This window comes from Nitrospira calida (assembly GCF_976986435.1).
Genome location: NZ_OZ335950.1, coordinates 505,470 through 520,042, shown reverse-complemented (window position 1 = coordinate 520,042; position 14,573 = coordinate 505,470). Strand labels below are relative to the sequence as shown.

At 59.1% G+C, this 14,573-nt stretch carries 9 protein-coding genes; 4 read left to right on the top strand and 5 right to left on the bottom strand.

The features are described 5' to 3' along the window. Positions 1-149 precede the first annotated feature (149 nt). The 5 genes from ACWHTU_RS02645 to ACWHTU_RS02625 form a co-directional block, all read right to left on the bottom strand. Positions 150-590, bottom strand: a complete 441-nt coding sequence (locus ACWHTU_RS02645) for a TA system VapC family ribonuclease toxin (RefSeq protein WP_447861423.1) — start codon at positions 588-590, stop codon at positions 150-152. Continuing rightward, positions 587-838: a type II toxin-antitoxin system antitoxin VapB33 gene (locus ACWHTU_RS02640; protein ID WP_447861422.1), complete on the bottom strand. Its 252-nt coding sequence runs from the start codon at positions 836-838 to the stop codon at positions 587-589. The genes ACWHTU_RS02645 and ACWHTU_RS02640 overlap by 4 nt, the downstream gene beginning before the upstream one ends. Before the next feature lie 46 nt (positions 839-884). Continuing rightward, positions 885-3,476 (bottom strand): excinuclease ABC subunit UvrA, encoded by a 2,592-nt coding sequence (locus ACWHTU_RS02635; protein WP_447861420.1) that lies wholly within the window; start codon positions 3,474-3,476, stop codon positions 885-887. Positions 3,477-4,340: 864 nt separating this feature from the next. Next, positions 4,341-5,129 carry an ATP-binding protein gene (locus tag ACWHTU_RS02630; RefSeq protein WP_447861418.1) on the bottom strand — a complete coding sequence of 263 codons (789 nt, stop codon included), beginning with the start codon at positions 5,127-5,129 and terminating at the stop codon, positions 4,341-4,343. Positions 5,130-5,185: 56 nt separating this feature from the next. Continuing rightward, the gene (locus ACWHTU_RS02625; protein ID WP_447861416.1) at positions 5,186-10,567 is read right to left on the bottom strand and encodes a DUF4011 domain-containing protein; all 5,382 of its coding nucleotides are present in this window, start codon (positions 10,565-10,567) and stop codon (positions 5,186-5,188) included. A 260-nt stretch (positions 10,568-10,827) separates the two neighbouring features. Here ACWHTU_RS02625 and ACWHTU_RS02620 point away from each other — a divergent pair, with 260 nt between their 5' ends. The 4 genes from ACWHTU_RS02620 to ACWHTU_RS02605 all read left to right on the top strand — a co-directional run bounded on the left by ACWHTU_RS02620 (position 10,828) and on the right by ACWHTU_RS02605 (position 14,416). Further along, positions 10,828-11,073, top strand: a complete 246-nt coding sequence (locus ACWHTU_RS02620; RefSeq protein WP_447861415.1) for a hypothetical protein — start codon at positions 10,828-10,830, stop codon at positions 11,071-11,073. Between the two features lie 88 nt (positions 11,074-11,161). Beyond that, positions 11,162-11,908 (top strand): GSU2403 family nucleotidyltransferase fold protein, encoded by a 747-nt coding sequence (locus ACWHTU_RS02615; protein ID WP_447861413.1) that lies wholly within the window; start codon positions 11,162-11,164, stop codon positions 11,906-11,908. A 31-nt stretch (positions 11,909-11,939) separates the two neighbouring features. Beyond that, positions 11,940-12,713 (top strand): class I SAM-dependent methyltransferase, encoded by a 774-nt coding sequence (locus ACWHTU_RS02610; RefSeq protein ID WP_447861411.1) that lies wholly within the window; start codon positions 11,940-11,942, stop codon positions 12,711-12,713. Positions 12,714-12,790: 77 nt separating this feature from the next. After that, positions 12,791-14,416 (top strand): B12-binding domain-containing radical SAM protein, encoded by a 1,626-nt coding sequence (locus ACWHTU_RS02605; protein ID WP_447861409.1) that lies wholly within the window; start codon positions 12,791-12,793, stop codon positions 14,414-14,416. Positions 14,417-14,573: the final 157 nt, after the last annotated feature.

Sequence of the window (14,573 nt, the reverse complement as noted above, 5' to 3'; positions counted from 1 at the left end):
TGAAAAAATAGGCTGGAGGCTGGACCGTGGAGTCACGCCCCGGCATCCCCCGGCTCACCTCTCTATGACTCCATGGACTCCACTGCAGCGTGGATGCGCCGAAGTCCCAGGCATCTCCGCCGCGAATATCGAGACGGCCGACTCACAGCCTACCGCGAACGACCTGCGATCGGATTCTCCCAGCGCACCCCTGGGAAACGGGCAAAATCGGCGTCAGTGGAGCACAACGCCAGACCATGTTCGATGGCCAGAGCGGCCAGATGGGCATCGGGAACCAGATTCGGGCGTCCCCCGATATGCGCGAGAAGTGGCCCCAGAACCTCCTGATGCCGCTCCGTGGGCATGGGCACCCAGGATGGGGAACATTCCAGCCATTCGATCACTTGCCGCCAGGCATCCTGTATCGGTTCGGGTTGTTCAAACACCCGGGGGTTGGAAACCAGCCGAAGAAAACTCAAGAGACTCAGCCAGGGCAACCCGACCGGAGCAGCCCCATTGAGTCGCGCATCCAGCCAGGCTCGTGCGGCCTCGTGTTGCGGCAACGACGACACGTGAGCGTACACCAGCAGATTTGCATCGATCAAAATCACCGAAAGGCGTCGTCCTCCGCGACGGCAAGCACTTCCGCAACATCGTCGATACCGCCGATCAAACAGCGTCCGAGCGACACGGCTGCCGTGTGATAAGGCTTTCGCGGCCCTGCCGGCGCCGTCAGATGCCTCAACCCCTGCCTCAGGGCCTCATTGATTAGCTCCTTCAGCTTCGCCTCCTTGCGAACCTTTCGCAACCGGCGAAGCTGAGCCGCCACATCATCATCCAGCGTCAGCGTCGTCCTCATGCATCAAAGCATAAATGTCGTGATGTCGAGATGTCAAGCTGGTGACTCACCTTCCAATCCCCGCTTCTCGGAGCACCTGCCCCGTGTACGATCGCTTCGACCGGGCCACTTCCCGCGGCGTTCCTTCAGCCACGATCTCGCCACCGTGGTCGCCACCTTCAGGACCCAGGTCGATGATCCAGTCGGCGTTCTTGATCACGTCCAGATTGTGTTCGATGACCACGACCGTGTTGCCAGCTTCGACCAGCCGGTTGAGCACGTCGAGCAGGCGCTGGATATCGGCGAAATGCAGGCCGGTGGTCGGTTCGTCCAGGATGTACAGGGTGCGGCCGGTGGCGCGTTTGGACAATTCGCGCGAGAGCTTCACCCGCTGCGCCTCGCCGCCTGAGAGGGTGGTCGCGGATTGGCCGAGCTTAATGTAGTGTAACCCCACGTCGTGCAGCGTCTGCAATTTCGCCTTGATCAGCGGGATATGTTCAAAAAATTCCAGCGCCTCGTCCACCGTCATGTTCAGGATGTCCGCAATGCTGCGGCCTTTGTAGTGGATGTCCAGCGTCTCCCGATTGTACCGTTGCCCTTTGCAGACCTCGCAAGTCACATAGATGTCCGGCAGGAAGTGCATCTCGATCTTGATGAGGCCATCCCCCTGGCAGGCTTCACAGCGGCCGCCCTTCACGTTGAAGCTGTAGCGGCCGGGCTTGTACCCGCGGACGCGCGACTCCGGAAGGTTCGAGAACACATCGCGGATGAACGTGAACAGGCCCGTGTAGGTGGCCGGGTTCGAGCGCGGCGTCCGGCCGATCGGGGACTGGTCGATGTCAATTACTTTGTCGAGCGCCTCGACACCGAGCAGTTCCTTGCAGCCGTCGATCTTCAGCTTTCCCTCACCATTCCCTCTCCGGGGCGTCCATGGGGCTTTGTGATGCAACGGGCGTGGGGGAGCAGATTGAGGAGAGGGGTGCTGCCTGAGCAGTTGAGAGAGCGAATGGAATAACACCTCCAGCACCAACGTGCTTTTCCCCGAGCCGGAGACGCCGGTGACGCAGGTAAACAGGCCGAGCGGAAAGCGGGCCGTGATGCCCTTGAGGTTGTGCTTCCGCGCCCCCACCACCGTGAGAAAGCCCTTAGGTTTGCGCTCCCGATGCGGAAGCGTCACCGAGAGGTCGCCGCGGAGATAGCGGCCGGTGAGGGACTCCGGATTCGCCATGACCTCGGCGGGCGCCCCTTGGGCGATGATCCGGCCGCCGTGCGCGCCGGCCCCGGGTCCCAGGTCCAGGATGTAATCCGCCGCCCGCATGGTTTCCGCATCATGTTCGACGACGATGACCGTGTTGCCCAGGTCGCGCAGGCGCAGGAGCGTCTCCAGCAGCCGCCGGTTGTCCCGCTGGTGCAACCCGATGGACGGCTCGTCGAGAATGTAGAGGACGCCGACCAATCCGGAGCCGATCTGGGTCGCCAACCGAATCCGCTGCCCTTCGCCGCCAGACAACGTCGCCGCCGGCCGGTCCAGCGTCAGATAATCAAGCCCGACGTTCACCAGGAATCCCAGCCGTTCGCGGATCTCTTTCAGAATGCGTTGAGCGATCAGTGTCTCACGCTCCGTCAACGTGAGCGACTGAAAGAAGTCCGCCGCCGCGCGGACGGAGAGTTGCGTCACGTCCGCGATGGATCGGCGGGCGATCTTGACGGACAGGCTTTCCGGTTTCAGTCGCGCGCCCTTGCAGGCGGAGCACAGGTCGAGTAGGGTGAAATCCTCGTCCTCGGGACAGCCCGGCGTCATCGCGTAGCCGATCCCGTCGCAGGCCGGACAGGCCCCATGCGGACTGTTGAACGAAAAGATGCGGGGCGTGATTTCCGGATAGCTGACGCCGCAGCGGATGCACGCCAGCTGCTCGCTGTACAGGAACGTCTTCCCGTCTTCTGTCAGCACCCCGACCAGGCCGCCAGCCAGCTTGAGCGAGGTCTCGACCGAATCGGCCAGCCGTCGCGCCAGCGCCTCGCCGGATTTCATGACCAGCCGATCGACGATGATCTCAATCGTGTGCTTTTTCTGTTTATCAAGCGTGATATCCTCGCCGAGATCCACAATGCGGTTGTCGATCCGCGCCCGCACGTACCCGGCCCGCCGCATGTCGAGCAGTTCTTTCCGGTATTCACCCTTTCGCCCGCGCACGATGGGTGCCAGGATCTGAAACTTGGTCCCCTCTGGCAGTTCACGGATCGCGTCGACCATCTGCTGCACGGTCTGCGCGGCGATCTCCTCCCCGCACTGGTAACAGAACGGCCGGCCGACCCGGGCGAACAACAGCCGGAGATAGTCGTAAATTTCCGTGACGGTACCGACGGTGGAGCGGGGGTTATGGCTGGTGCTCTTCTGCTCGATGGAGATGGCCGGCGACAGGCCTTCGATCGAGTCGACATCCGGCTTGCCCATCTGTTCCAGGAACTGACGGGCGTAGGCGGATAGCGATTCGACGTAACGCCGCTGGCCCTCGGCGTAGATCGTGTCAAAGGCGAGGGATGACTTACCCGACCCGCTCAAGCCCGTGATCACCACGAGCTTGTCCCGCGGAATCTCGAGATCGAGGTTTTTGAGATTATGCTCCCGCGCGCCGCGGATGACGATGGAGCCGGACATAAGGGGCGGAATTATATCATGGGGGCGAGGGACAAGGGCGTGACCGTGTCAACGCCGGCGGGCCGGGCGGTCGTTTCAACGCTTCGCCCCAGCGTGCCAGGAACGCGGTGACGAAGTCGTGTTCCTTGGCCGCCTCGACGGCCAACAGGGCCAGCGCCAGCGCCACCGTGAGGGCCAGGTGATAGCCTTCCGACCGGGAAACATCGGCGCGCCGGTAGGCGGGATGGGCGTCGTTCACGACAACCGTGGATTCGACCAGGCGCCCGAGCTCCGGATCGTCGGGCGCGGACTCAAACCGGATGTTCAACCCATACCGCGCGGGGCGCGGTCTGCCGCGCGCGCCGGGAAGGACCGTGTCGGTCGCGGGCGACTCCACCTCAGTCTCGGACTGGGCCGGTGGTTGAGTCGGCTCGCTTTGCGATTGCGGCTCTGTCGGAGGCGCCTCACGCTCCTGCCCGTCCGGCTGCTCCGCGTGCCGATCACCGATCGCTTCCTCCGCCGATGGAGTGACCGTCGCGCCCATCGGGCCTTGCCCGTTCTGAGCCTCTCCTCCGCGGCCGATCGGCAGCCGCTTTTGCCCGCCGGCCCGTCGCTCCACGAGGGACGCCAACAGCGGGAAGTCCTCCGCCAGATCCACCAGCACCCGCTCAAGATCGCGTTCGACCGGTCGCACTTCCCGGCGGCGCACCTCTTCCGCGGGCTCGCATCCGTCCCCCACGGAGAGCTGCGCTAATACCGCTTCCTGCAAGACTCTCCGGTACGCGAGATAGATCGCGCCGTGAGAACCGACGCGGACGAAATCGCCTTTATTGAGTGCGAGGCAGGCGGCCAGTGCCGGCGCTTTGACGCAGCTGCCGATCAGATTCAGCGCCGACGGAGTGAGCCCGAGCCAATCCCAGCCTTGCCTGATGACCTTGCCGAACGTGCAGATCTCGAGGCCGCGGCGCTCCTTGGACAACGGCGTCGGCTCCCGGACCAGATACTCGACCGCGGCCGGCTTGCGCTTGCGTGGAGGCACACCGCGAGCCCGGCTTTTTCGGGCACCTGCCAGGTCTCATGCTCCAGCGACCGCCCGTTCACCTCGAACATGACACCCCGGGGATAGTGCTGGGCGAGGATTTCGCTGAACTCTGGGTCCATGAGCGGCTGATAGCGGCGGCGCACCGTCGCCTCGATATAGCCTTCATCCAGCAGGGGCGAGAGCACGTTCTGGAGCTTGAGCCGGACGCCGGTCCCTCGCTCGACGACGAGACCCGGAGGCGGGATCCATTTCCACGGCGCCCGATGCCGCGACGCCAGTGCCCATCGCGTCGCCACATGGGTCTTGCCCAGGCGCGTTTCGGTCACCACCTCTTCGCAGACCAACAGCCCCAGCTTGATGCCGACGCCGGCAAAGCCGATCCCTTCTCCGCGCGTCTTGGTGCTCGTCGCCAGGTCGTGATACCGGATCAGGTCGCGCCGTTGCATGCCGGCGCCGTTGTCCACGACGGTCAGCGTCGCTTGCGCGGGGTCGGTCTGCATGGAGATGTGCGTGGCGCCGGAATCCAGGGAGTTCGCCACAATCTCGGTCAGGATGGTCTCCTCGATCGCGCCGGGATAGGCGTCGCGAAGGTCTTCCAAGAGGTGAAGCAGATCGACGCGGGTTTCGCCCATGGGACCGCGGTTCCAATCCAGGGAATGTTTCTCTTGCCTGCCAACGTCTACTAAAACTACACTTGTCGTCGCCTGTTGTTCCGATCAATTTTTAGCACGCGGAGTCTCCTCGGTCCTCTTCCTGGGAGTACCAGGTCTACTTCCTCGCCCTCAGCTTTATCAAGCAAGGTCTTCGCCAACGGCGTCGCCGCATTAATGATGCCTTGCTCGAAATTGCTGGGGGCATCTGTGATAAGCACCTGCTTCCTTTCGGTTGGGGTCTCGACATCGCAATAGGTTACTGTGTCACCGACCTCGACGTACAACTCTTCGTCTTCGTCCACAGGCCGGATTGCAAGGTCCACTTGGACCGGAGCCCCTTCCCTAACAGCAGTACTATCTGGCTCCTCCTCAACATGTTCCTCCGCAATGTGGGGAGTGGGCTCCTGTGCCGCCGCCCTGCGGCGCTCTTCAAGGAATGACAACAGTCGCGTGGCTTCGGCTTGTGGATTCCGGAACCAATCAGGCGACCAAATGCGCCAAATTTTCCCCTTCCAGCCAAGGCTCTCTAAAATTTCTTGCCGGATGCGGTCACGATCACGCACGGATGCCCCAGAGTGGTAAGTCGCGCCATCGCATTCAATGGCTGCCAGAAACTCTCCCGGCCGGTCAGGATTCCGTACAGCAATATCAATGAAATAACCGGCCACTCCGAGCTGAGGTTGCACCTCGTAACTCTTGCTCTTGAGAACATCTGCTACCACCACCTCGAAGTCGCTGTCAGGTTCTCGTTCAGTGATATCCGGACCTACGAGAACCCCCCGCGCGGCATATTCGAGATAGTTCTTCAACGTTCTGGTCCCCTCCGGGGTATTCTCATCAATGACAATGTCCTCCGGTTGCATTGAGGAGAAGATGTGGAGGCTCCTGCGGGCACGAGTGAAGAGGACATTGAGCCGACGCCATCCCGTCGGTCGGCTGATGGGGCCGAAATTCTGGCGCACAACCGTCGTTCCCGGTGCTCGGCCAAATGTGGTGGAAATGAAGATGACGTCTCTTTCGTCACCCTGGACGTTCTCGAGATTCTTGACGAAGAATGGCCAACCCTCTTGTTCCCATCGAGCCTTGTAGGCTTCTCCCTCCTCATGATTTTTAAGCCGATCATTCAAGAGCTCTTCAATGAGGTCGCGTTGGGTAATGTTCAGCGTAACCACTCCGAGAGATTCATCAGGACGGGAATGCATGTGGGCAAGAACGGCATCGACGACTTGTTGCGCTTCTTGGAGGTTCTGGCGATTCTGGTAGACCCCATTCTGGATATGGTGAAACCGAAGCCCCAGCCGTTTCGATTTTGGATAAGGAGAGGGAAACACAATCAAGTGTCCATCGTAGAAGTGATGATTGGAAAAGGCGATCAAGGACTCGTGTTTGGATCGATAGTGCCATCTGAGCGTACGATTCGAAAAGAGAGGGCTACATATATCCAGGATGCTTTCTGAGGTGGTTACAGCAGTCCCTTCGTCCAGTTCGTCATCGGTGGTCATCATCCGGTCAAAGAAGCTCGTGGGCGGGAGTTGCTTCTGATCGCCCACGACGACAAGCTGCTTTCCGCGCGCAATGGCTCCCAGAGCTTCCTCGATCTTCAGTTGAGATGCCTCGTCCATCACCACAAGGTCGAATTCGACAGCGCCTGGTTCAAGGTACTGCGCGACGGAGAGGGGGCTCATCATGAAACAGGGCTTCAGTTCCTGAATAGCTCGCCCCGCCCGGCGAATCATTTGTCGAATGGGCGTACGCGGCCGTTGCAAGGCCATGAGATGATTAAGCAGTGCCATCTCCGTTCTCTCTTCGACTCTCACGCCTGCAACTCCAGAGAGAGGAGAAGCTTGGCGGGCGATGCTGGCGGCACATGCTCTTCCCCGGAGCAAAATGACTTCCTTGTCGAGCCGCGAAAACTCTTCTCTCACTTGTGCGTGGGATATGCCAGAAAAACGTCCGAGTTCGTACCTTGAACCGAAAAGCGATATCGCGATCGAAGCGTAAAACCTGTATAAAAACGCATCCTCGAAGGTGTCGCTATTGATGTCACCGGATTCTAATTTCTCCGCGAATGACCTCAGACCAAGTTCAATGATTTCATCTCGGGCACGGTTGTACTGCGCCCATGACAACAAACCATCCATATTGTCCAGAGCCAGCCTTGCGCGGGCCCGCATTGCCTCTGTCGGAATTTGGTTACCGACAGGAGAACCCGCGGAATTCCATTGTTCCCAATTGAAGTCGCCACATTGTCGCATCTTGTCGCCAAACCGCTCGTCGAAGCTGGCGGCCTCCCACGCGTCGGCGGCTGCCTGTTTCAGGCTCACCAGGCGTTCAGAGGCTTCACCGGTTAACAGAGCATCCTTTGTTTCGTCTGGCAGGCTCGCTCGCATGACCTTCCTTCCCCATGCGATGGTCTCAAAGATGCTCGGGAAATCTGTGTTGAGCCCCCCAAAATGGTCTCCCAGAAGATTCTGAACGTCTGCCTGGTTTTCGATTTGCTCCAGCAACGAGGTATATCTTCGGCAAGCATCGACAGCATTCAGAATTTCCTCTGGCGTCAGGGTGGACGAACCGAGTGGCCTTAGCTGTCTGACAGAGGCCTCGATTTCGTTTAGGAACGTCTCAAGAGCGGTTAGGCGCTCAGTCCAAGGGTGACTGGTGTTTGCAGTATCGTCATATATCGCCGTATCGCGAAGAGCGTGGTTAATGCGTTCAGCCGCTTCCTGCATTTCTTGGTAATGGGCTTGGGCAGGCTCCATTCGTAAGGCAAGTCGGGATAACCGACTACTATCAAAGGTTGTTAGGTCGAGAGCTTCTGAGCTCAGGCCGTGTCGGAGCAGGGTTGTGCGTGCCTTTTCACACCAGGTAACCAACTGATCAATCTTTCCAAAATCAGTGTCCATCCCACAAAACAGCATGCCGAACGCTTCGCTGTATTCTTGGCTCCGTTGAAACTGCGCGACCGCTTTACGGTATCTGGCAAGCTCGGTCAGCTCCTCCAGCCGGTCGGCTGCTGATTTGTTCGCATTTTTATCGCGGGAGAGCGTTTTGTGAAGTCGGCACGCCCAGCGCCATTCTCTCTGAAAGACCCGGTACCACTTATCTCCTTGCCTGAGGATGCGGATGGCCTGTAGAAGTTCACTCCCATCGGGCTGGTCATCAAGCCAGAAGAGGCGCTCAAGAGCTTGCTGTTGTTGGTTCAGATTGGACAGTTGCTCCCGTGCTCTCGACAGGGTTTCTCTGGCCAAAGGATGGTCGAGCCTAGGATGCCGTAAAGCGAGCAGTTCCTGTGGGAGTTGATGGGCAATGGCCACAATATCATGGGTGCAAAGAATAGATGCATCAGTCGCGTCGAATGGAAGGCCAGTGAGCGCGGCAGTATCGCGGAAAAAATCCAACGCTCTTCTGATTTGAGTGACGGCACTCCGCACGTCTACCACAATCTTTTCAATGTATTTCAGGGTCCGCGTGGCAATTCTCTGGTACCGGAAGACGCGGAGTGCGGTTTGCACCTCACGAACTGTGGTTTCAGTTATGACTTCTGCGGGTTGCAACATGTTCTCGGTCGCCTGCGCCAGATGGCGTGCCTCGTCACAAAGCTTCTGAAGCTGCTCGATCAGGATTTGGCCTGAACGTGCCATAGGATCATTTGGGCTAAAGAACCGTGAGAGCAGTTCCGTTATGACACAAGGCCCGGGTTCCTCAAGCGCTTGGACGCACTGGGCAAACGCCTGAAGCTCTGCCTTACTGCCGGGAAGTTGTGCAAACGCATTCTGCCGCAACACTTGCATTGCTTGATCGAACCTTCTGGTATCTTCGATCAGGTCGGTAAGGAATCTTCGAAGACGGAGGTTGTCTCCAGGATTTAGACGATCGGGAAAGAAACCAAACCAAGGGTGTTGAGGCCCGTACGAGCCTATTTCACGGTAATGTAGCGCGAGGTCGGCAATAGCCCGACGCATTTCATCAAGTCGGGTCACGTTCGCATGAAGCGCCTCTTCCACTACCAAAGCTTCCAAACTGCCCTCTGATTCTGATAGGGATGCCTTCTTGCGATAGTGTTCGGCCTTCCAGAGAACTTCAAAGACCGACAGGCCGAGCTCGTTACCAAGCTTGGAGTTCATTAAATCGGCATACCCTTTGAGGCGTTTTCTGCGTTCATCTAAGACCCGCAACTTGTCCTCAAGGCCGCGTGGGGTGTCATGCCGGCTATCCCGGCGCTTCTTTATTTCCTCCACCACCCGCTTCTTGTCGGTCTTGTGGCTATGAAGCTCCAGACAGAAGTTTCCCAACCCTGCCTGATCGAGGCGGTGTTTGACCACCTCCAACGCAGCTAATTTTTCCGACACAAACAGCACCTTCTTCCCTCTCAGCATGGCCAATGCGATGAGATTAGTTATTGTTTGGGATTTGCCCGTCCCCGGAGGCCCGTTGATCACCATGTTTTTCCCTGAAAGCGCATCGATCAACGCACGGTGTTGGGAAGTGTCTCCATCGTAGATAAGCTCGAGACCGAAACCGTTCTCACGTTGGTCATCAATTGGATAAGGGGCCGCATCGTTATCATTGCTATCGCCAGTGCTGTTGCCCAAAAACAACCCTTGAACAATCGGATGTTCGAGAAGCTTGCTGTTCCCTCGACCTCCAGGCCAATTCTTCGGATCAATGTCCTGAACCAGCATCATTTTGGCGAACGAGAGGAGTCCAAGTATCATCTGTCGCTTGACTCTCCAGCGATGTTTGCGTGCGATAGCCTGGCGGACTCGGTCGACGTAGTCCTCTGGGCGCTCCTCTTCTTTTAATTCGGGCAAATGAATACCAAACTCCTGTTTGAGTTTCTCGCGCAGGGAAAGATTCTCGGTGATCTCTTCTCCGCTATAGGTCAAGTCATACCGGGACAGACGCGTATGTGGGTCGATGCCTCCACGTTTCAGGCTCACCGGAATGGCAAGGAGAGGAGCATTGAGGGGCCGGTCTGCATCATCGGATTCATAGAACTCAAGGAATCCAAAAACCAGGTACAGCATGTTAGTCCCGGTTTCCTCTATGGCACTCTGAGCTTCCCTCGCAATGCGCCGACATTGCCGTTCCAGATCTTCTGGATAATAAAGAGCCCGCAGCCGCTTTCCCTCTGCCCCGGTTGCCGGAACATTTTGCCGATAACTCGGAAGTTCGAAGTCGGTGTCTATTCCCCGCTGCCTTGCGTACTCGCGCACGTCCGGTTTGACGCGTCGTCCTTCGTGAAGAACGTACTCGGCCGGTGACGGATCAGGGACGGGGATAAACGTACAGGGTTCACCGTCGAGAAGGCGATCGTACACCGCATTGGGAATCGCCTCCACGACTTGAAGGCTTTTGGCAACGGAGGGTTTGAAATTAAGAAGCCGGTTGCGTGAGGTGAGATCAAGCAGTCTCAATCTGAGCTTCCTGAGCTCTTCTCCTATTTGGTCGCCGTTAGGCATCACTGCATCAGGAAATGAGGAATCTCCCGAGCCTCTGCCAAGCATAACGATGTGCAGGAACAATAAAAAAAGTCAACGTGGTTATCCCCGCACTTCTTATATCTTATAGGATACCTGGGCTGCCTTTTCGCCAAGCCACTCTCTTGTATCAATCTCTCTTGCGTTATACGTAGAGTCGGTCTATTCTACGTATAACTATACTCCCTGAAAAATCCATGGAACGCCTGCCCCTCGAAACACAGACCTTGTACGCCGAACTGCTGGAACAGCTTACGGCCCTGGAAACCCGCCGTTCCATCGGCCGGGTTCCCGGCTGTTTTGTCACGAAGACCATCAAGGACGAGACCTACTATTATTTCCAGTATTCCGACCCGGGTGGGGTGTTGCGCCAACGCTACGTCGGGAAACGGACGCCGGCGCTCGACAAGGTCGTCGCCGCGCTTCCAGGAGCAGCGCGGTGAACGGGAAGCCGAAGTCGCCCAGATTCAACGGCTGTGCGCCCAGCTTCGGGCTGGCGGAGCCCTGGCAACGGATTCGGCCGTCGCGAGGGTGATCAAGGCGCTGGCCGAGAGCGGCTTGTTTCATCTGGGAGGAGTGCTGATCGACACTCACGCATTTACGGTCTTGGGAAACCTACTGGGCGTTCGATGGGCACGGCATGCCGTCAAAACGCAGGATATTGACATCGCCGGTGGACTCCATCTCGACATTGCCGTACCGGACCTTCACGCCGATATTCCCAAAACTCTGGATGCCTTGAAAATGGGATTCCTGCCCATTCCCGCGCTCAATCCTAAGTCTCCCTCCACCTCGTTCAAGGTCCGCGGATCGGCCCTCCGCGTGGATTTTGTTACCCCCCTCAAGCATCGACGAAACGTCGCCCCGGTGTTCATTCGTCGCTTCAACATCGCCGCTCAACCCCTTCCCTACCTGGGCTATGTGATCGAACGATGCGAACGAGGCGCGTTGGTGGATGGCCAGGGCGTGTTGGTGAATGTGCCAGCCCCGGCCCGGTTTGCCTTTCACAAGCTCATCGTGTCGAGAACCCGCGACGTTTCGACGAGGACCAAATCCGACAAGGATCTCTTGCAAGCCGCGCAGATTTTTGAGGTCTTGGCAGAAGACCGCCCCGGAGATCTGGCGCTGGCATGGAACGCACTCGAATCGCACGGCAAGGCATGGACGGCCAAGGCAGTGGCCGGACTGTCTGCGCTCTTGCGGCGGCATCCAGCCGTGCAGCAACCGTTGCTCCATGTCCTGCCTATCCTGTGTTCCTATCTGCAGCGTCGCGGTTGACAATGCCCAGAGGCGGGTGCCACCATCGCGCATGCTGCAACTCGAAGAAAAACCCGCGGCACCGGTTGAACGATCGGCCTGCGCCGTGTCCGAATGGTCCGGTCCCGCTCGTGAGCAGGCCGTGCAGCGGATGTTCACGGCGATCGCCCGCTTCTACGACCTGAACAATTCCCTGCTGAGCTTCGGGCTGCATCATCGGTGGAAGCGAATCGCGGCATCGCTGGTTCCGCCCGTCACAGACGGCCGGGCGCTCGATATCGGCGCCGGCACCGCCGACTTGGCGCTGCTGATCGAGCGCCGCATGGGATCCAAGGGCTACGTCGTGGCGACGGACCTCAATGACGCCATGCTCCGGGAAGGCGCGAGGAAGGTCGCTCGCCGGGGTTTGAGTCACCGCATTCCTTGTCTCCGCGCCAACGCGGAGGACCTGGGCTTCAAGGACGAGAGTGTCGACGCCGTCACGGCCGGTTTCTGCGTGCGGAACGTCGGCAACCTGCGGCAGGCGCTCGGCGAGATCCGTCGCGTGCTCAAGCCGGGCGGCCGGTTCGTGTGTTTGGAGTTTTCCCAGCCGGTGCGGCCGTGGCTGTTGAAGCTTTACGATTGGTACTCGTTCCGGCTCCTGCCCTGCATCGGAACGCTGGTCGCGCACGACAAGACCGGAGTGTATCATTATCTCCCGGCGTCGATCCGAACCTTTCCGAATCAGGAACGGTTCAGCGCGCTGTTGCGGGAAGCCGGGTTCCGGCAGGTGGACTATCGCAACCTCAGCGGCGGCATCGTCGCGATCCATGTGGCCATCAAATAGCTAATAGCCAACAGCGAATAGCCAATAGCTCTGGCCCGAAGAACTGTTCGCTGCTGGCTATTCGCTACCAGCTACTCATGAACTCTATTCTTTACGTTTTTCTGCCGTGCAAGAAGGTCTATCCCATCGGGGTGACCTACCTGGCGGATTTTATCCATCGGCGGAAGCCGGAGGTGCGGCAGCGCATCCTGGACCTGTCGCTATATCCGGAGCGAGCGCGCGCGCGTGTATTGCGCGACGCGGCCTCTGCCTTTCGACCGGACCTCGTCTGCTTTTCCTGGCGCGACATTCAGATCTTTTCCCCACACGAGGGCGACGCTTCGCTGGAGCATGCCTTCAATTTTTATTTCGCCAGCAATCCGCTCAAGCGGATCGCGGCTTCCGTCGAGGGCTTGAAGCAGCTCTACCGGTATTACCGCCACATCCACGCGAACCTGTCCTACCCCTGGCTGATCCGGCGGGAATTTCCGAAGGCGCAGATCATGATCGGCGGCGGCGCCTTCACCGCCTTCGCGGATCAGTTGATCGAGAAACTGCCCGAAGGCACCATCGGCATCCTGGGCGAGGGCGAGGACGCCCTTCTCAAGGTGATCGAGGGGCACCCGCTCGACGGCGAGCGGTACATCATCCGCGAGAACGGCCGCGTGGCCAAGGGCCAGCAGAGCAGACCGGCCTTGCTGGATGCCCTGACGGTCGATCTCCCCTATTTGACTTCGATCTTCCCCCAGTACACCGACTACATCGGCGAGGCGATCGGCGTGCAGACCAAGCGAGGCTGCCCCTATGATTGCGCCTTTTGCCTCTATCCGTATATCGAGGGCAAGCGGGTCCGCTATCGACCGCCGGAGATGGTCGTGCGGGACATCTCGCAGCATTATCATCAATGGGGCGCGCGCCGGTTCTGGTTTACGGATGCCCAATTCATCACGGGTAAGGAGGCCTACCCGCAATGCACGGAGATCCTGGAGCGGATCATCAAGGAGCAATTAGAGATCGAATGGTCCGGCTACATCCGCACCTCGCTGATCACCCCGGACCTCGCCAAGCTCATGGTCCGTTCGGGGGTCGGGGACCTGGAAGTCGCCATCACCTCCGGCTCCCAGGAGATCCTCAACAACCTGCACATGGGCTTCAAGTTGGAACGCCTCTATGACGGCTGCCGGTACCTGGCCGAAGCGGGATTCAGGGGCAAGGTCATCCTGAATTACTCGCTGAATTCTCCCCAGGAAACCGAGGAAACTCTGCTGCAGAGCATTGAGTCATACAAGGTGGTGGCCTCGATCCTGGGAGAAGACCGGGTCTTCCCGCTGATGTTCTTCCTGGGCATTCAGCCAAACACCGACCTGGAGCACCGGCTCTTGGAAGAGGGCTATTTGTCCGCCGGGTACAATCCCCTCATGCTCACCCCGACCAGCATCCGGAAGCTCCTGTATAATCCTGCGCCGCTCAACAAGCTGATTGCCAAGGCTTGCCTGGCCGCGTGGGAAAGAAAACACGGGAGTCGCGACCCCCGAGCCTGGACTGGCTCCCTCTCTCAGGCTCAGTCCACAGCCAAGTACGCGGATGGCAATCTCATCCGCGGCATCGAAGGCAACTCCGGCCGCGATGCGCTCCTGACCCTCGAAGAAATCCTCCGCTCCCGCAAATCGCCCCAGTCCACAACGCCTTCAGAGAAGAAACCTGCTATGACCTCGGCTGGCTAGTTTTTCCGTTTACACGTTCCTCCCTTTCGTAGGTGGCGCCACCCTGGGAGCCCCTGACCCGTTGCCTGGACGCATTGCAACCGCGAGAGAGCAATGGGTGCCCCGAGCAACGGGTACCTCGTCGCGGGGTCCCCGGGTACCCGCCCGGCGGGTGTGG

Coding starts and splice junctions, on each gene's coding strand:
- ACWHTU_RS02630 (WP_447861418.1), bottom strand. CDS start 5,129: ATGGGCGAAACCCGCGTCGATCTGCTTCACCTCTTGGAAGACCTTCGC.
- ACWHTU_RS02610 (WP_447861411.1), top strand. CDS start 11,940: ATGCTGCAACTCGAAGAAAAACCCGCGGCACCGGTTGAACGATCGGCC.
- ACWHTU_RS02635 (WP_447861420.1), bottom strand. CDS start 3,476: ATGTCCGGCTCCATCGTCATCCGCGGCGCGCGGGAGCATAATCTCAAA.
- ACWHTU_RS02605 (WP_447861409.1), top strand. CDS start 12,791: ATGAACTCTATTCTTTACGTTTTTCTGCCGTGCAAGAAGGTCTATCCC.
- ACWHTU_RS02640 (WP_447861422.1), bottom strand. CDS start 838: ATGAGGACGACGCTGACGCTGGATGATGATGTGGCGGCTCAGCTTCGC.
- ACWHTU_RS02620 (WP_447861415.1), top strand. CDS start 10,828: ATGGAACGCCTGCCCCTCGAAACACAGACCTTGTACGCCGAACTGCTG.